The 18,686-nt window shown below is 41.3% G+C and carries 16 protein-coding genes; 8 read left to right on the forward strand and 8 right to left on the reverse strand.

The genetic code is table 11. The annotated features are described in order from the left end of the window. Window positions 1–282 precede the first annotated feature (282 nt). Window positions 283–2,643, reverse strand: a complete 2,361-nt coding sequence (locus ACM0OY_RS29740; protein ID WP_414572373.1) for an NACHT domain-containing protein — start codon at window positions 2,641–2,643, stop codon at window positions 283–285. Window positions 2,644–3,200: 557 nt separating this feature from the next. Further along, window positions 3,201–3,404, reverse strand: a complete 204-nt coding sequence (locus ACM0OY_RS29745; protein WP_414572374.1) for a hypothetical protein — start codon at window positions 3,402–3,404, stop codon at window positions 3,201–3,203. Window positions 3,405–3,413: 9 nt separating this feature from the next. Between ACM0OY_RS29745 and ACM0OY_RS29750 the strand changes: the two genes are divergently transcribed. Continuing rightward, window positions 3,414–4,136, forward strand: a complete 723-nt coding sequence (locus ACM0OY_RS29750; RefSeq protein WP_414572375.1) for a response regulator transcription factor — start codon at window positions 3,414–3,416, stop codon at window positions 4,134–4,136. A 162-nt stretch (window positions 4,137–4,298) separates the two neighbouring features. Here the strand turns inward: ACM0OY_RS29750 and ACM0OY_RS29755 are convergent, their stop codons facing one another. Next, window positions 4,299–4,925, reverse strand: a complete 627-nt coding sequence (locus ACM0OY_RS29755; RefSeq protein ID WP_414572376.1) for a CPP1-like family protein — start codon at window positions 4,923–4,925, stop codon at window positions 4,299–4,301. A 275-nt stretch (window positions 4,926–5,200) separates the two neighbouring features. Then, window positions 5,201–5,398, reverse strand: a complete 198-nt coding sequence (locus tag ACM0OY_RS29760) for a hypothetical protein (protein ID WP_414572377.1) — start codon at window positions 5,396–5,398, stop codon at window positions 5,201–5,203. Window positions 5,399–5,623: 225 nt separating this feature from the next. Here ACM0OY_RS29760 and ACM0OY_RS29765 point away from each other — a divergent pair, with 225 nt between their 5' ends. After that, a complete protein-coding gene (locus tag ACM0OY_RS29765) occupies window positions 5,624–6,343 on the forward strand; it encodes a response regulator transcription factor (RefSeq protein ID WP_099067994.1) in 720 nt (239 codons plus the stop codon). A gap of 376 nt (window positions 6,344–6,719) precedes the next feature. Here ACM0OY_RS29765 and ACM0OY_RS29770 read toward each other — a convergent pair whose 3' ends face one another. Next, window positions 6,720–6,917, reverse strand: coding sequence for a DUF2811 domain-containing protein (locus tag ACM0OY_RS29770; RefSeq protein ID WP_073640948.1), 198 nt, complete (start codon window positions 6,915–6,917; stop codon window positions 6,720–6,722). Window positions 6,918–7,609: 692 nt separating this feature from the next. On the opposite strand from ACM0OY_RS29770, the gene ACM0OY_RS29775 reads away from it, so the two are divergent. Continuing rightward, complete coding sequence (locus tag ACM0OY_RS29775) at window positions 7,610–8,890, forward strand: MDR family MFS transporter (protein ID WP_414572378.1); 1,281 nt, start codon at window positions 7,610–7,612, stop codon at window positions 8,888–8,890. A gap of 151 nt (window positions 8,891–9,041) precedes the next feature. Beyond that, window positions 9,042–9,935 carry a phosphotransferase gene (locus ACM0OY_RS29780; protein ID WP_414572379.1) on the forward strand — a complete coding sequence of 298 codons (894 nt, stop codon included), beginning with the start codon at window positions 9,042–9,044 and terminating at the stop codon, window positions 9,933–9,935. A gap of 18 nt (window positions 9,936–9,953) precedes the next feature. On the opposite strand, the gene hisIE is transcribed toward ACM0OY_RS29780, so the two are convergent. Together hisIE and ACM0OY_RS29790 are read right to left on the reverse strand one after the other, a co-directional pair. Next, complete coding sequence (hisIE, locus tag ACM0OY_RS29785; protein ID WP_414572380.1) at window positions 9,954–10,604, reverse strand: bifunctional phosphoribosyl-AMP cyclohydrolase/phosphoribosyl-ATP diphosphatase HisIE; 651 nt, start codon at window positions 10,602–10,604, stop codon at window positions 9,954–9,956. Between the two features lie 96 nt (window positions 10,605–10,700). Then, complete coding sequence (locus tag ACM0OY_RS29790; protein ID WP_414572381.1) at window positions 10,701–10,895, reverse strand: ChaB family protein; 195 nt, start codon at window positions 10,893–10,895, stop codon at window positions 10,701–10,703. A 106-nt stretch (window positions 10,896–11,001) separates the two neighbouring features. Here ACM0OY_RS29790 and hemL point away from each other — a divergent pair, with 106 nt between their 5' ends. After that, window positions 11,002–12,300, forward strand: coding sequence for a glutamate-1-semialdehyde 2,1-aminomutase (gene hemL / locus ACM0OY_RS29795; RefSeq protein WP_414572382.1), 1,299 nt, complete (start codon window positions 11,002–11,004; stop codon window positions 12,298–12,300). A 277-nt stretch (window positions 12,301–12,577) separates the two neighbouring features. Here the strand turns inward: hemL and ACM0OY_RS29800 are convergent, their stop codons facing one another. Beyond that, a complete protein-coding gene (locus tag ACM0OY_RS29800) occupies window positions 12,578–13,423 on the reverse strand; it encodes a fasciclin domain-containing protein (RefSeq protein WP_414572383.1) in 846 nt (281 codons plus the stop codon). A 743-nt stretch (window positions 13,424–14,166) separates the two neighbouring features. Here ACM0OY_RS29800 and ACM0OY_RS29805 point away from each other — a divergent pair. From ACM0OY_RS29805 to ACM0OY_RS29815, 3 genes are all read left to right on the forward strand, one after another. Then, on the forward strand, window positions 14,167–14,961 hold the full coding sequence (locus ACM0OY_RS29805) for a glutathione S-transferase N-terminal domain-containing protein (RefSeq protein ID WP_414572384.1): 795 nt from the start codon (window positions 14,167–14,169) through the stop codon (window positions 14,959–14,961). 111 nt (window positions 14,962–15,072) lie between these two features. After that, window positions 15,073–16,803 carry a helicase HerA domain-containing protein gene (locus ACM0OY_RS29810; protein ID WP_414572387.1) on the forward strand — a complete coding sequence of 577 codons (1,731 nt, stop codon included), beginning with the start codon at window positions 15,073–15,075 and terminating at the stop codon, window positions 16,801–16,803. Between the two features lie 657 nt (window positions 16,804–17,460). After that, window positions 17,461–18,444 carry an RNA polymerase sigma factor, RpoD/SigA family gene (locus ACM0OY_RS29815; protein WP_414572385.1) on the forward strand — a complete coding sequence of 328 codons (984 nt, stop codon included), beginning with the start codon at window positions 17,461–17,463 and terminating at the stop codon, window positions 18,442–18,444. Window positions 18,445–18,686 lie beyond the last annotated feature (242 nt).

Consider the following 18,686-nt stretch of genomic DNA (forward strand, 5'->3'; position numbering starts at 1 on the left):
AGTATTCCTCGCTGACGATATTGATAGCAATTTAACGAACAAAATATATTTAATTGCTCTTTCCCTAGTATGAATATCTGTAAAATCTCTCCTCAGATAGACTAAGTATTCTCAAGAATTTCTACCAATTAATAAATTGCAAATCTGACCAATTAAGACTATGGCAAGATTCATCTTCTTAATAAATAAAAATTCAGAATTCATGAGTCAGTATTCACTATGAATTTTGTACTGCTGTTGATTCTTAGGTTTGGTTATCAGAATCTTCTGAATTTTCAAGTATTACGAATTATCTATCTTTTCAATATCGGCGATCGCTAACAATAATGTATCTTCAATTTTCTGCCGCACTGTAGGAGTTACATCAGTAGCACTATTGAGACAATCTACCAGCAATTTATTTACATCGTAATATTTTTGGAGTAATTCTTTTTGTTGCTCGTTAAAGTCCCAGTCGTAACCAATATTACGATACTTAATCAGCAAATATCTTAATTGTTTACCCCAAACTTTACCCTTAGTTTGCCACCACTCTCTGAATTTTTCGGGATTGCTGTCTATATCTGGCAGTTGTATTTTCAGTTTTTGCAAGACTTGTTTCAATTTTGGAGCAATAACAAGCTCAATAGCTTCGTTAAAGGCAATAGCAAAGGCGTGAGCATAATCAAAGGCATCGTTGAGGTTACGCTCAAAGGCAAAGTCAACATCGTTAAAACAGGCAATAGTACTAGACAAAAACTCGTCAAGAGCAAGGTCAGAGTCAAAAGCTATGTTACCAACAAGAGCGTACTCTAGGTTATAACCAGAAGTATAGACCCAGGCACGATGTCTATGATTAAGGCTACGCTCAACGCAAACTAGGTAAAAAGCACGAACGGCTGCTGCTTTGTGACGGGTAGAAACTGAACTAGATTTTTGATGCAACCAAGTTAGAAAATACTGTAACCTCTCATCATTAGCCACTAGCAAATCAATTTTTTGCTTCATTAACTGTAACATTTTGTCAGCGTTCGGCAACATATTTACTGTTAGTAAAAATACCTTTCGCCAACGCTTTTCAGTCATGTAACTAACCAGATGCTCACAAGTTTGGACTTGGGAATTTTCCACAATTTTTCTGGCAGTAAAATACTTTTGAAATGTCAAATGAGAAAATGAGTAAATCTCCTGCGATCTTTCTATTAATAATCCATGTTCAACTTCAATTGCTTTCAGTACTCCTTCGTTATCTAGCTTGGATTTAATTTTTTGCCAATCTCTATCTTGCAAACTATCTAAAAAATCAGCAATTAATTCCAGAATTTTTTCTTTTGTAAAAAAGTAATTTTCTTGTTCAAAAGTAATAGCTGCAATTTGAAAAAGCAGCTTTTTCTTGGTTTTCAAAGTTAAGTTACTAGTAATGCGATCGCGTTTAATACCTCTAACTTCATCCCATCTGTAAAAGAGAATATTCGATGCTTGCTCATATAACTTAGCCTCGTTTAAGGGAAATTCATTTTTACTTTTAAACACCAAGCAAATCCAATGCAGCAGTAATGGAGTCACACCTAACTCTCGGATATGGTGATTTTCCGGTAGGTTTAGCTGATTAATAAATAAATTTCCTTTGGCTTGTACATCTTCCTTATACTTCAAACCAACAGCTACAAACCATTTTTTGGCAAAACCTTCTACTTGCTCTTGGTCAAAGTCTGCCACTTCAACTTCAGTAAATCCGTGAAATCTATATTTTTGAGCAGCAATTCGGCAGCTAATAACAAACTTATTTTTGTAAAAAATCTGGGTAAATCTACGAATTTCTATTGTGATTTTTTCTGCATTTTCTCTTGATACTTCATCTAATCCATCTAGCAAAATCAGTAATTTCCCATGAGTCAACAAAGTTTTAGTTAATTCATTTTCAACATCACAACTGAGAAATTCTTGGCTAATATGGTTAAATAAATTAAATTCGTTATCACTTTTAGCATCTTCAGCAAATTCTTTTGCTCTAATAAAAACTGCTATCTGGTTTGGCTGAAACTGGCCTTTGTTACACTCAATAGCTAGATATTGTAAAAATATAGTTTTACCTGACCCTGGCTTTCCCAAAATCATCAATTTTGAGTGTTGCAAAACAGCTTCTAATCCTGGTAATTTCCTCTCACGCTTATATGTTCTCAGTTGGTTAAAATTTGACTCAGATTTAAAGTCTTTTAACCAGTCATCAATTTCTCGCCATTGCAGGTTAGTTATCTCCTCTAAAACATTAACACTGGTGTAAATGTTCATCAATTGAACTGTCTGAGCAATGTCCAACATTTGTATAATGTTGCACTGATTTTGAATTTTTTCTTGGCGCTTTTGCCGTACTTCCTTGACTAATGTATCAAGGTCAGCATCTTTGAATCGTGCTTTACCAGTTCCCTCAAATGCCACATCTTCAGGTAAACCAGCAACCTTTTGCCAAGATAGCCCTAGCTGTTGGCAAATTTGCACAAAACAAGAGCGAGAAACTGACTCACCTGCAAAAAATTTGGAAACTGGTTGGCGTGTAATCCCTAAAGCTGCTGCTAATTTATGCTGACTCCAAGTTTTATCTGTTAAAGCTGTTTTTGCTGCCCTTATACCTTCTGGTGATGCTCTAAGTCCTTGGGTTGTCATATTAATTCATAACTATAACTCATCCATAAATGCAATTAATTTTGAAATATTGATTAGTACATTTTTCTATGTTTATAAATTGATTAACTCCCTGTATCCATTAATTAGGAATTACCTAGTATGTTTATAAATCGATTAAGTCCCTGTGTCTATTAATTAGGAATTACTTAGCACTTTGCACTTATCCAAGGGTATTAGGAATTACTAATTATTCTGCTCATAGCTTCAAACTTAAACTTGTAGTATAGTATATGCTTAAGAAGATAACTACATGCAAATGCACGTTAAATAAATTTTCGCAGGTCTTCCCCAGCAGAACATATCCCTTGGCTAGAGTACAGTTGAGTAGGTCAAAATTAGAATCTATATTGGCTTATGGCTTAGTTTGTGAGGCTTGATAGAAACTTAATGAATCAAGCAGTGTGTTCCTTTAGAAAGTTGTGGCGATCGCTGTTTCTTTGGTGTTTCTTTGAGCTATTTGTGGTGAAGGAGATGATCTTTAATAGCACTCACTTTTACGTGTGTTGGTTTAAGTATCAGACCATAAAAATTCGATATTATACCAAAGTCATACAATACTTATACAATTGATAAGCATGAAGATGGCTGAAGTTTTGATCGACTTCATGGAAAATTAATTGTAAACAAGTACTACAGTAGCGATCGTAGTCAGCAAAGGTCAGCGTGGATATACTTTCAACACAAACACCTAAAGCAAAACTGGCGCAACAGCTAATTGCCCAATCAACAATAGGCAGCAAGGCAGCATTATGACTATGGCCCCTGATACTACTCCGAAAATTCTCATCGTTGATGACGACTTCGGCGTCCGAAATCTCGTCTATCGTTTTTTAAGTCGGAAATATCAAATAGAATCGGCAGCAGACGGTAAGACTGCCTTATCGTTATTTGAGCAATTCAACCCATCCTTAGTGATTTTAGATTGGAATTTACCAGATGTTAATGGCTATAGCCTTTGCCAGGAAATGCAGAGTCGTACTAATGTTTTAGTAATGATATTGACTAGCAGAACTGACGAGGCTGATAAAATTAAAATTTTAGCCGCCGGCGCTGACGATTTCATGACTAAACCGTTTAGTCTTGCAGAAGTTGAAGTGAGAGTAGAAGCACTTTTGAGGCGGATACGCTACATTAACCCCTCCCCAACACAACGCATCATTTTCAAGCAGCTAGTAATTAATCCAGAGGGTAGGGAGGTAACACTTAACAATAAACCTCTCGCCTTAACAGCCCTCGAATTTAATATCTTACATTTTTTAGCAAGCCATCCTGGTCAAGCTTGGAGTCGTCCACAGCTAATCCAAAAAATCTGGGGTTGTGATTACATAGGAGATGGACGAGTGGTTGATGTACACATTGGTCAGCTTCGTAAAAAGATGGAAATCGATGCCAGTGTACCAGAGTATATCAAAACCGTACGCGGCTATGGTTACAAGTTTGAAGTACCTGGTGACGAAAATACTAATTCATAAATATTGGGCATTGAAAGTGCTCAGTGCTGTTGGCGATAGCGGAGCCTTGAGCCAGGGCTGAGTTAGGAGTTAAGAGTTATTCCCCACACTCCCTACACTCGCTCTTCTTACCCACTCACTACTTCCTAGTCCCTATCCCGTGTGTTTATTGAAGAGCTAGATTTAGCGTAGAAAGCTACTAACCAACCACAGCAAAATAAAAGTTAGTACCGTAGAGAACTGATTCGACCCCAGATTTATAAATGATATTTGTGGTAAAAACCAGCTAGCAAGTAGCCCTCCGGTAATTAAGCCAATTATTAAGCTGACTAGGGTGAACAAAACTGCTCGGCCAAATTTGCCTTCCTTACGATTGAGAAAGTAAATACCAATACTTACCCCAACCACCAATGCTAATTGTAAAACCTGATCGCCTCCCTCTGGGTAAAACAGGCTAATAGCACTTAAGCCAAGATACCAAGCTCCTGGTAAGAGAATATCAGCAGGCGTTGGCTGGTCTAGTATTCGTTGCAGCCATGCGGGTGAATGCTCGCGAGGGGTTTGAGTTTCTTTTGGAGGCGATTGTACTCGCAACTCTGGAAACCGGATACGTTCTGGAACTTTGATTTTACCTTCCTGGCGCATCCGTAAGCGGTCCATTAAAATCGCATCGTAAGCTGCTTCAATCACTTCTAGATGCTTGGCATCGCCACTATGTTGCTCGAATAGACGATTACGAGCATCCTGGATTTCATCGAAGGAAGCCTCTTCTGATACCCCAAGTTTTTCGTAGGGATTTTGATCGCTCATGGGAGTTTGTTACTTCAGCCTCAGTCAGCGGCAGTCTATTGTCGAATAAAAAACAAATTGAGATTTTGTTTGAATCGAAACTAAATGTCTCGACTTATATTTATGCTCTACCAGGATAGTAGCACGACTTAGTTTGATCGACTTTAAGATTTAGACTATAGTCACTTTAACATATCACCATAACTCCGTGTATACCCTCATGTCGTTGCTCAGTTCTGGCTCTAATCTAGAATTTGAACTGATAGTACCTAAAACGCATAGTTTTCATGAAAAAATTAACTTTCTTGTTTCAGATTTGGCAACTTACTGTGCCCTAACAGATTTTTTTTAATTATACTGACGATCGCTTGTGGTGTAGAACCACATCTCGATTTAAAATTGAAACGTTTTAGGTTACCACCTAATTGGGATACAAAGTCTTTGAGTTTCACAAACCGCTTTGGCTGAGGTTTGAGCGTCTGTTTGGTAAGCATAACTATTGATAGTCACAAGATCTGCACTTCAAGCAGGTCTGCACTATAACTTTCCACAAGTTTGCCATTCTTATCGCCTATAATCCGGATTACAGTATTAATTATTTGAATAATCAGGATGTTCATGCCCTAGCTGTGTAGATTCTTAATAACTCCCAAAGTGGCAACTGTGTTTTTACGCAACCTTCTTGTTAATCTTACGAATTTTTGTGTAAAGTGATGGTCATGGCTCCCGCCAAGATTCTTGTTGTTGACGACGACCCTGCGGTTCGGAATTTAATCCAACGCTTCTTGATGAAGCAGAACTATCAGGTGGAGGCTGCTGAAGACGGAAAGACAGCCTTAACTCTATTTGAGCAATTTAACCCTGATTTGGTAATTCTAGATGTGAATTTACCAGATGTGATTGGGTTTAACCTCTGCCAGGAGATGCAAAGTCGTAATGGTGTTTTTGTTTTGATGTTGACTAGTCGTGCTGACGAAGCTGACAAAATTCGCGGCTTTTCTAAAGGTGCTGATGACTATCTCACCAAGCCTTTTGGTTTAGGAGAGCTAGAAGTCAGAGTAGGAGCGATTTTGAGGCGTCAACGAGTCATAACTACTGCCGAGCAGAAACGCTTAGTATTTGAAAAATTGATGATTGACCCAGTGCGACGGGAAGTGGCACTGAATAACCAACCAGTACCCTTAACTGCTCTGGAATTTGACTTATTGCATTTTTTAGCCAGCCATCCAGGTCGAGTTTGGCGGCGTGCAGAACTCATTCAAGAGGTCTGGGACTACGAATATGTCGGCGACCAGCGGGTTGTAGATGTACACATCGGTCAAATTCGCAAGAAGATTGAAATTGATGCTAGTCAACCAGCATTAATTCAAACTGTACGCGGTGTAGGGTATAAGTTTGAATCTCCTGCTCACTCCCAACAGTTGGAAGCTAAGTCCTAAGTCTATAGTCTGGAGTTTTCTAACTCTTGACCGAAACAATTTTGGGTTTTGGATTTTCCATGAAATATATTTTAGTTTTAGAGCCACCAGGAGGAACTGCCAAAGGGTTAAGAAATTTGAGCAAACTGGTGTACCGTTCGTAGGGTAGCACAGCTAACTGTGCTACCCTACATCTGTATTTTTTTCGGTGGCAGTTTACTCTTGTTTTTGATTCTTACCTTGCGCCAGATGCACAACTGATCTCAAAATCCATTAATGGGGCGCGGTTTTCCGTGCCCATATCAGGCATGAGCCAGAATAGTACCCTTCATACCAGTATCTATCGGGTGTCTAGTAGATTAGCTGTTGTTGGTAAATCGATGCAAGGTATTCTCACTTAAGAATGATGAAATAAAGTTTCCAGATAGACTCGAGCAGCACGGCGATCGCTCTCTCCATTTTGCAGTAAAAACAATGATAGCGCCGCCGTCAATACTCTGTTTTCATCCCAATCAGGATGGGTTTCTAAGTAGTTCTTTAAAGATTCGTGAAGTGATTCGGGAATTTCTGTAAAAATGCTAACCGTTGCTTTCATGAGATTTTCCTCCTATGAGGTCAAACAATTTTGGATTTTAGATTTTAGATTTTAGATTGACCCCATGCTTGTCCTCTCAAGAAGGTAGGGGCTTGAATCAAGAATTTTCAATTTGGGATTTTAGATTCTTTCTACTTAGCTTACTGGGAGCAAAACTAGTATAAATTCGCTTGCTCTAGAGCTTTTTTAAATTATATATGACCGAATTTTCAATCTAAGATCCAAAATTTAAATCTAAAATTCGGTCAATCAACAGGGATAAGTTGCTCGCGGTGAAGTAGTTTCAGGCTACCTCACACAATCTTTCGCCTGCCCGACAATCTATGCCAACAACTAGGGTAATTTTACACAGTTGATGTCAAAGGTTGAACGGACTACAAAAGCAAGCCGAATCATTGTGCGCCAAGAGGGGGTGGGTTTGTCAATGCTGCGAAATGTTAAAAACGGTTGTATAAAAAATAAATCAGCACCAAATAATCAGGCTTTCAGCTAAAATTTCGTTACATTACTTTACAAAAACTCAGTCCTTCAACTTCCTGACCACTGTTAATTAACAATCCCCAGTAGATAGCCAGAAGCCCATTAGCTCGTAAAACACCTGTGGAAAACTGCTAAAATCCCTGTGGAAACCCTGTGGAATAAGTGAGGAAAATTGCAACCAATGATAAGAATTACAAAAATGTCACTAAAGGATGACATTTAAGCTGATGAAGTTAGCTCCCCAATCCCAGTTATCCTTATGGTTGCCCTCGATACATCCCCAGGTCTGGAGTTTGGCGATTGGTAGATTTTTCTCAGAAGTTGGTACTGGGTTTACTCTGTTTTACGCTCCCATCTTTTTTGTCAATGAAGTTGGTTTATCTGCAACCGCCGTTGGCATAGCCTTGGCTAGTGCCTCGATTTCCGGCATTGTCGGGCGGATTGTGGGTGGTTTTTTGGCAGATTCCGGGAGTTGGGGACGCCGCCGCACTTTGTTGCTGGCGACGGCGATTTCAGCGATTGCTTCTTTAGTTTTCGCTACAACCAATGATTTTACTATTTTGGTAATCGGTAGCTTGATTAACGGCTTAGGGATAGGTTTCTATTGGCCGGCTGTTGAAGTTGTTGTTGCTGACGCCAGCGAAATTGAGAATCGCCGCGAAACTTTTGCCATTACTCGATTAGCAGATAATCTGGGGTTAGCGATCGGAATTACGTTGGCAGGGTTTTTGATAGGAGTAATTGGGAGTTATCGCTGGCTATTTATTATTGATGCCATCTCTTTTTTAGTGTTTTTTGGCGTTATCTACGTGGGAATTAGTGAAACCGACAAGCACGAAATTGAGCATGAAAAAACACAACATTTTGCTTCTTGGCTAGCAGTATTAAGAGATGGCCGTTTCCTTGTCTACATCGCCGCTAATATCTTCTTCACAATTTACATTTCCCAGATACACAGTATCCTGCCGCTTTACTTCAAAAATTTTGTCATCGAAAGTACCGACAAAGGATTTGCTGAAACTATTATTAGCAGAATATTTGCTTGGCATGTGGTGGTAGCTATCATCTGTCAGTTGCCTGTTACCAGCGCCTTAAAACGTTGCTCACACACACTCGCCCTCACTGTTTCCGCCATTCTTTGGGCAATTGGTTTTACTCTCATTTGGGTAAGCGGCACTGCTGGATCTCATAATTTGGTTTGGGCAACATTAGCATTGGGAGTATTTGCTGTTGCGATTGTTGCCTATACCCCATCTGCTGCCTCTTTAGTCACCGAGTTAGCCCCGGAAAATCAACGCGGCCTTTATTTCTCTATCAACGCTTTGTGCTGGGCTGTTGGCTCTTTTATTGGCCATCCTTTGGGTGGATGGGCATTAGACCAACCGCGAATTATTTCCGATCGCTTTTGGTTAGGCTTTTCTTTGAGTGTGGCGATCGCTGTGGCAATTTTACAGTATTTGAGTCGAATTTTGGCTGATTCATCATCAAAATAGTGGTATGCTCGTACTTAGAAAGCTTCTCAGGAGTTAAATCACAGTGGTACGTTGATACAACAAACAGGCAAATCATTATCAGTCGCTGCGATCGGGCTAAAAGTTCGATAAATATTGATTTTTGTTTGTTGTACTTATCTCAGGATTTACTGTGAATATTCCTTTCTCGTATCTCGAAAAAATTCGTGCTATCTATCCCAATATCTCTATTGACCATCTTGACTTTAATCAAGATGGGATGGTTAACGATGTGGTAATTGTTAATCATGAGATTGTGTGTCGCTTTGCCAAAGACGACTGGGGAAAACAAGTGCTTTCCCATGAAGCTAAGGTGTTGGAAGTCGTGCAAAAATATGTTGAACTGCGGGTTCCTTACTTTGAACACCTGGCAGAAGGCTTTGTGAGCTACAGATTTATTAAAGGTGAGCCGCTATCCCGTAACACCCTCCTCAAACTTAGTGAAGCATCACAAGCGTGTGTTATCTCCCAACTAGCCAGATTTCATCAACAATTGCACAGCATCCCAAATGAAGTTTTAGTGAATGCTGGGGTGTCTTCTTCTGGTGCAGAACGTTCGCGTGAAGATTGGTTGCAGTTGTATGAGCAAGTTCAAGAAACTCTTTTTCCTCACTTATGGCGTCATCAGCAAACTTGGATACATGAATTGTTTGCGCCCATCATTACAGGTGAACTTGATCTGACCTATACACCCGTACTAATCGACGGCGATAAGCCAGTGTATCACATTCTGTTTGATCCTATATCAGAGAGCATCAGCGGCCTGATTGATTTTGGCACAGCTGGTTTGGGCGACCCGGCTTGTGATATTGCTGTGCAACTCGGTAATTACGGAGAAAGTATTGTGCAGCGTATGGAAAGCGACTATCCAATGTTAGCGAGTGTCATAGACCGGGCGCGTTTCTGGGTGGGAACACTTGAACTTCAGTGGGCTTTAGCTGGCATAAAATTTAACGATATTTCATTATCGTTAGCGCATATTGGTTCAGCGAGAGAAGTTCAACCTGTAGGTACACGGGTAAGCTAATCTTCTTTCCTACACTGGCTATCGGCGACGTTCTTGGAGCTTACGATATACGGATTTTAAATCAACTTGATGATGAGCTAGGGCGACCAAAGTATGATATAGCAAATCAGCGACTTCACCAGCGATCGCCTCTGCCTCATCATCCTTAAAAGCCATTACCACCTCAGCGCTTTCCTCACCAATCTTTTTTAAGATTTTGTTATCACCACCTGCTAATAACTTGCAGGTATAAGAACTTTCAATTGGATTGTCGCGGCGATCGCATATTATTTGAAATAATTGGGACAATGTATCCCCTGGTGGAGGAGCTATTTTTCCTTCTATTTGGTGAAAGCAACTCCGTTCTCCTGTGTGGCAAGCAATATCTCCTACTTGCTCTACCCCGATGAGCAACGCATCACTATCACAGTCATAACGGATACTCCGGACTTTCTGAATATGCCCAGAAGTCGCTCCCTTATGCCAGAACTCTTGGCGAGAACGACTCCAAAACCAGGTTTCTTGTGTTTCCAAAGTCTTTTGTAACGACTCCTGATTCATCCACGCCATCATCAGGACAGTGCCATCCAGATAATCTTGGACAATTGCGGGCACTAGACCCCGTTCATCGTAGCGAATTTCCTTAACAGGAATGGCGTAATGTAGGGAATGCGAATCGTTAGAATACATACCAGCTAGTCTGCTCTAATGAGAATGATTCATGGATTCACGATACCATTCTAAATAGGGCAGGTGGTATGTTTTTTTGAATTCAGCTGTCTTAATTTAGTTTTGAACAACAGCATTTCGTTCCATAGCAGAGTGCATCTTCACAGCACTCAACGCGACTTGATGAGCTTTTGAAGCTTCACCATACCAATCAATTGCCGAGTTAAAAGCTGCTCGGTATAGATCCTGGTATGCCTCAGATAATCGAGTTTGAATATCTAAAGGCAAGTCTTCATTAGACTTGTATAACATATTGTTATTTTCTTGGTTCCGCTAATTTTATACGATAGAAGTTCTAAGCAGCTTTTGACCCTATCCTAAGATAGAGCTTTTTATTGCCCACTGTTAGGAGAGAACCTTGGTAAATACCCCAATTAAAACAACAAAATCACAAGAAATCTTTGCCGCGGCTCAAAACCTGATGCCAGGAGGAGTCAGTTCTCCTGTTCGTGCTTTTAAATCTGTAGGCGGACAACCCATCGTTTTCGATCGCGTTAAAGACGCGTATATTTGGGATGTAGATGGCAACCAATACATAGACTATGTAGGCACTTGGGGCCCAGCTATTTGCGGTCACGCTCATCCGGAAGTCACCGCAGCGTTGCGTGAAGCCCTGGACAAAGGCACTAGTTTCGGTGCCCCTTCAGTACTAGAAAATGTGTTAGCAGAAATGGTCATTGATGCCGTTCCTAGCATCGAAATGGTTAGATTTGTTAACTCTGGAACTGAAGCCTGTATGGGAGTTTTGCGAGTAATGCGGGCTTTCACAAACCGAGACAAAATCATCAAGTTTGAAGGCTGCTACCACGGACACGCAGATACGTTCTTAGTCAAGGCGGGTTCTGGTGTGGCTACGCTTGGTTTGCCAGACTCGCCAGGTGTACCGAAATCTGCGACTAGCGGCACTCTAACCGCACCTTACAATGACCTAGAAGCCGTCAAAGCCTTGTTTGAAGAAAACAAGGATGAAATTGCTGGTGTAATTCTTGAGCCAGTGGTCGGCAATGCTGGGTTTATTGCGCCTGATGCTGGTTTCCTCGAAGGATTACGAGAACTTACTCATGAGTATGGGGCGTTGTTGGTGTTTGACGAAGTGATGACGGGTTTCCGCATTGCTTACGGTGGCGCTCAAGAAAAGTTTGGCGTAACTCCCGATTTAACAACTTTAGGCAAGGTAATTGGTGGTGGTTTGCCAGTAGGAGCCTATGGCGGTCGTCGGGATATCATGTCATTAGTTGCTCCTGCGGGTCCTGTATATCAAGCCGGGACTCTTTCAGGTAATCCCTTAGCCATGACTGCTGGTATTAAGACTTTAGAATTGCTGCAAAAGCCCGGTACTTACGAGTATCTTGACCGAATTACTAAGAAGCTAGCAGATGGTTTGCTACAACTAGCTAAAGAAACCGGTCATGCGGTTTGCGGTGGTCAAATCAGCGCTATGTTCGGCTTATTCTTTACCTCTGGTCCAGTTCACAACTACGAAGATGCGAAAAAGTCTGATACAGCTAAATTCGGACGCTTCCATCGCGGTATGTTAGAGCGCGGTATTTACTTAGCACCTTCTCAATTTGAGGCTGGGTTTACATCTTTGGCTCACACCGAAGAAGATATTGACCAGACTTTAGCAGCTGCACGGGATGTATTGTCTAATTTATGACAACATTAGTGTCAGTTTCTGAGTCAAGACAGCGGCTATAACGTTGCTCGCTTTGAATTCTATTACTACTCAGTACTAAGCGAAAAACCAGAGCGGCGGCTTTTTACCATTGGGGTTTTAGTCGCCGTTCTGAACTTCGATGACTTTTCATTACTCAACACTCACAAATCATAAAATCATACAAAAAAAATCGTAGCGAACAATCTTAGCTACGAAAAATTTATATGTATCAGGGTTACTGCGAAATAGTATTACAAGTTGTGCTTGTACCTAAGAACTACAAGTCAGGAGGCAAAATCACGTTATCAATGGCGTGAATTACACCATTGCTAGCTGTGATGTCAGCCTGAGTGACTTTAGCATCGTTGACAGTCACGCCATTGGCAGGATCAACTTTAATGTTGATGGCGCCACCTTCAAGGCTTTTAACTTCACCAGACTTCAAATCAGTAGACAATACCTTTCCAGGCACCACATGGTAAGTTAAGAGCTTGAGTAACACTTCTTTGTTTTCTGGCTTTAACAAATCTCGCACTGCGTCTGCTGGTAATTTAGCAAAGGCTGCATCTGTGGGTGCGAAAATGGTCAAGTTGTCTTTGCCTTGCAAGGCTTCAGTCAATCCTGCTGCTTTCAAAGCTTTGGTTAAGGTTGTAAAAGAGGCGTTTGATTCAGCCAAGGCTAACAAATTTTTGCCTTGAGTTCCACTTGTCCCACCAGGTGGTGGAGTTGTGGGTGTGGTAGATGGTGTTTCTATGGGTGGTGTGGTGGGTTGAGTTTCAGGGGTAGAAGGTGGGGTGACTTCACCAGGTGTGGAACTACCACCACGGTTGTAGGGAGGCTCGTTGAAAATACTGGGTCTGGGATTTAGCGCTCCACCACCACTGCTCTGGGCTACTTGTTGGCCTTTGGTATTGTCCTTTACTTCTGCAACAGCGTTAGTAGGCGTATACTGAACGTTTGCTTGAAGGCGCTGACCCCGATTATAAGGGGCTTCATTGAAAATACTGGGGTTAGGATTTAATACCTCTTTGGCATCAGATGGTAAAGTCGTCAGAAGGGTGAAACTACTTAATCCTGCTATGCCTGCCAATGTGGTCAGCAATTTGCCGTAATTTGTCTTCATAAATTTTGTTTGTCTTTTTTGTTCACACGTTACATAAAGATTTATAACATTTTGCTATGCACAAAATCTAACCCAAGGGGGAAGTAAGATTTTTCTTGGGGAACAGTTCGTGCTAGTAAGGTTAAATATCCAACGTTGCTTACTGGTGATAAGTATTAAATATACTTAGCACATATTTAATGTAAATTCAGCAGATTTTGTGCCTCTCACTAAAAGGAGTTTAAAAGTTTCAGTTGGTGTGGTGTAAATTCTCTAAAAGTATGAAAATCTCACATTTACAAGCGATCGCTAATGATAACATCCACAACCAATCTACTAAAAAGCAAATTTACATCCAATATTTCGAGTTAGTTTACAGTCGATGAAAGAATTCTGTCAGAATTAAAAAGCCAGAATTTATGAATCAAAGTGGTTAAAAAATCCAATAAAATTTAATTCTCGATCGAGTAAATCTTCAGTTGGAGTTTGTGGCGGCTTTATCATCACGCATGGCTATCTAAGATCGTGTGTAGGATCTTTGACTATGTTGTTGGTGACAAATCACATCAAAATATATAGCTAACAGACCTGCCAAAAATTTTATTTTTAATTTATAAATGATTTCTAAAAATTTTTTTTACGAACCGTAAAGGAAGAGATAGATAATCTGATGACGGGAAAGGAATAATGTTAATAAAATTTACTTAAACTAAAGATACAATTGTAAAGTTAAGAAGTAAACCAGTAGTTATAAGGTATAAAATATGCTTGAATTATACCAATGGGAACTATCGCAATACTCAGAGAAAGTGCGGCTAATTTTAGATTTTAAAGGATTAGATTACCGCAAAATAGAGGTTACGCCTGGGATTGGACAAGTAGAACTGTTCCGACTGACTGGCCAAAGACAAGTTCCAGTATTAAAGGATGGTAATAGGTATATTGTAGATTCTACGGAGATTGCTAAGTATTTAGACTTAAAATATCCCGATCGCCCACTATTACCACAAGATGACAAAAAACGAGGTTTAACTTTATTAATAGAAGAATGGGCGGATGAATCCATAGGCATCAAGGGTCGTAAAGCGCTGTTTGCCGCAGTCAGTCAAGATCAAAATTTCCGCAAGTCTTTGTTACCCACTTCCACACCAGATATATTTAAAAGTCTAGTTGAAGGAGTACCCAGTGACTTACTGACCCTGTTCGGTATTGGGGTAGGTTATAGTCCAGAGGTGATACAGTCAGCGATCGCATCCTTAAAACAAGACTTGGAAGCCTTAACATTATTATTGGCAGATAGTCCTTATCTAACAGGAGATGAGCCGACTTTAGCTGACCTGGCGGTAGCGGGTTTATCAATCTTGCTGAAATTCCCTGATGGCCCGTATCTAGATTTACCAGCATCTATCAGAGGTAAAGGGCTGCCAATATTAGCCGAGAATCCTGATTATGAGGCATTTTTTAATTGGCGCGATCGCCTTTATGCTCAATTTCGCAAACCTTTAATTAGTACCACACCACCATCGGCAAGTGCGCCAACTTCGATTCAAATTGATTAGGGAATGGGGAGTGGGAGACGCGGGGACGCGGGGACGCGGGAACGCGGAGAATGACTAATGACTAATGACCAATGACCAATGACTAATGACTAATGACTAATGACTAATCAGATGAATTCGGGACAGCCATTAGGTTCGGTTATTCAAGGTTCTCTGACTGAAGGGTTAGAAGTGCGATTGCATCCTGACGTTTCTGTGGAAGATATGCGGGTAGGTAAGTTTCTCGTTGTCCAAGGGATGCGATCGCGTTTTTTTTGTATGCTGACAGATGTGGCACTAGGAGCTGCTAATGCCCGAATTATTGCTAATCCCCCTAATTGGGAAGACACTTTTTTACGAGATGTTTTAGCGGGAAGCGGTACATACGGAACTATCAACCTCGCACCGATGTTGATGTTTACTCCGGAATCTGAAGAATCTTTTTCTTCGACAAATGGCAAATCGGCAAATCCTTTTCTTCCATCAGCGAGTGGTTTGGCTTCATTTGTGCCACAAACCAGCACGACGATGGAATTATTGCCTGTTAAAACTATTCCTAGCCACTTTAGTCAAGTTTACGAAGCCAGTGTTGATGATTTTCGCCGGGTGTTTGGTTGGGAAGATGACCCCCAAAGGCGCAACTTCTCCATTGGCAAACCTTTGGACATGGATGTGCCGGTTTGTATCGATTTAAATCGCTTCGTGGAACGTAGTAATGGGGTTTTTGGGAAATCTGGTACTGGTAAATCCTTTTTAACGCGTTTACTTTTAGCTGGGGTCATCCGTAAAAGTGCGGCAGTCAATTTGATTTTTGATATGCACTCAGAGTATGGCTGGGAAGCAGTTGCAGAAGGTAAAAATGTCAATACTGTTAAAGGCTTAAAGCAATTATTTCCCAATAAAGTCGAAGTTTACACCCTTGACCCAGAATCGACAAAGCGCCGGGGTGTACGTGATGCTCAAGAACTTTATCTGAGTTATGAGCAAATTGAAGTTGAAGATATTAAGTTATGTAGTCGAGATTTAGGACTTTCTGACGCAGCTTTGGATAACGCCAATATTCTCTATAGCGAATTTGGCAAGTCTTGGATTGTCCAACTGTTAAATATGAGTAATGAAGAAATCGAGATGTTCTGCGACGAGAAGCGCGGACACAAAGGCTCGATTATGGCATTACAGCGCAAACTCTTGCGGATGGACAGTTTGAAGTACATGCGAGCGGTTTGCCCGCAAAATTATATTAGTAAAATTGTCCAGTGCCTAGAATCTGGGAAGAATGTTGTGATAGAATTTGGTTCCCAGTCTAATATGCTCTCTTATATGTTGGTGACCAATATGATCACCAGACGCATCCACGAGCATTACGTTAAAAAGGCAGACAAATTCCTGCAAACCAAAAATCCGAGCGATCGCCCGACACCATTGATGATTACCATTGAAGAAGCGCACCGTTTCTTAGACCCGGCAGTGGTACAAAGCACTATCTTTGGAACTATTGCTCGGGAGTTGCGGAAATACTTCGTCACACTTTTGGTAGTTGATCAACGCCCATCGGGAATAGATAATGAAGTTATGTCCCAAATTGGGACTCGCATTACCGCTCTGCTGAACGATGAAAAAGACATTGACGCGATTTTTACGGGTGTATCTGGTGGTGGCGGACTGCGATCGGTGTTAGCGAAGTTAGACTCTAAGCAACAAGCCTTAATTTTGGGTCACGCCGTTCCTATGCCAGTAGTGGTGCGTACCCGTCCTTATGACGCAGCTTTCTATGAAGAAATTGGTGACCCAGCTTGGGAAGAAAAACCTGACGCAGAAGTATTCGCCGCTGCTGAACTAGCGAAAGCCGACTTAGGATTTTAAACAATTGGGCAGTAGGCATGGGAAGAGGACAAGAAGACAAGGAGAATTGGGGACAAGGGGAAAGACTGGTTGCAAGTTCTTACTCAAGTCACCTTGTTACCTTGTCTCCCCAGTCCCCAGCAATGCACTGAGCTTGTCGAAGTGTCCCCAGTCCCCAGTCCCCAATTCGTAACATCCCTCCATTCCTAGAGCAAATTAAGTTCGGTTATCCGGCTAATTTTTAGCAACAGAAGAGGGGTTTTTGGCGTCACTATAGATGTAGTAAGTAATTTCAAGGAAGTTTAAAATTTTTTGGCAAACCGGCATTTTTAAATTATAATTACAAGCTTTATCTTAAGATACTTTACTATCCGCCTGATTTATCGTATTATAAAGCTAAGTAAAACTCATATCGACTTCGGATTTTTCAGTTACCGTTAGTAACTGGCTAAGAGAAGAATTCTCAAAAACGACCCAGCGTGCTTATAAAAGATTGAAAAATTTAGGGAAGGTAGGGGGAACCTATCTGAGGGGCTTACCGTCTTAACAACGGCTTTATCAATCGATCTCATTGCTTTTGGTAGCTCCTAGTGTTCCGTGATATATGTACTACCTTTCTCAATTAACTTTAGTAAGAAAAAAATACATTGTGTTTACGGAGTAGAGGACAACGCACCAATGCCTACTGTCAATACCCAAACGGAAAACCTGAACACCAAATTCACGGCTGATATGGTGCGAACCTATCTGCGAGAAATTGGTCGTGTACCACTGCTAACCCGTGAACAAGAAATTGTCTATGGGAAGCAGGTGCAACAAATGATGACGCTGATCGACGCCAAGGAAGCTTTGGCGAAGAAATTGCGCCGGGAACCGAGTTTACCAGAGTGGGCTGACCACGTTAGCCAATCAGAAACTGAGGTGAAACAAACGGTAGCCCAAGGTAAGCGGGCCAAGCAAAAAATGATTGAAGCGAATTTGCGCTTGGTGGTTGCGATCGCTAAGAAGTACCAAAAGCGTAACATGGAGTTTCTGGATTTGATCCAGGAAGGAACGCTAGGGCTAGAAAGGGGTGTAGAGAAATTTGATCCAACAAGGGGTTATAAGTTCTCAACCTACGCTTACTGGTGGATTCGCCAAGCGATTACGCGTGCGATCGCCCAACAAGGTCGTACTATCCGCTTACCGATTCACATTACCGAGAAACTCAACAAAATCAAAAAAGTGCAGCGCGAGTTGGCTCAAACCTTGGGGCGATCGCCTACTCCGGCTGAAATTGCCAAAGAACTGGAACTAGAACCTGCTCAGATCCGCGAGTACCTGAATATGGCGCGTCAACCAGTGTCTTTGGATGTGCGAGTTGGCGATAACCAAGACACTGAGTTACAAGAAATGCTCGAAGATGACGGCCCGTCACCAGAGTATTACACCAACCAAGAGTTCTTGCGCCAAGACTTGAACAACTTGTTAGCAGAACTAACCCCCCAACAGCGGGAAGTTTTAGCCTTACGCTTTGGTTTAGAGGATGGTAATGAAATGTCATTGGCGAAAGTCGGTGAGAGATTAAATCTCAGCCGGGAACGCGTCCGCCAGTTAGAGCATCAAGCTTTGGCTCATTTGCGTCGCCGTCGTGCCAATGTCAAAGAATACATCGCTAGCTAAAACCGCCAGACGCGAAAATTTGCGTCTCTACACCACCTTGGTGAAGCGCCTTCTGAACTCAGGGGGCGATTTTTTTATGCTGCCCTACCGCCATTGGTGAATCAGGGGTCTCAATACGGTTCAGTTAAGGATATAGCAGAAGGCAATAATGCTCGCTTTGTGCATTTTTAACTCGGCATTGGATTTAGGGAAAAGGTTAATGGTTCGACAAGCTCACCAACCGGGTAAAGGTTAAAGGTTTT

Source organism: Nostoc sp. CCY 9925 (assembly GCF_963920935.1).
Classification (GTDB): Bacteria; Cyanobacteriota; Cyanobacteriia; order Cyanobacteriales; family Nostocaceae; genus Nostoc.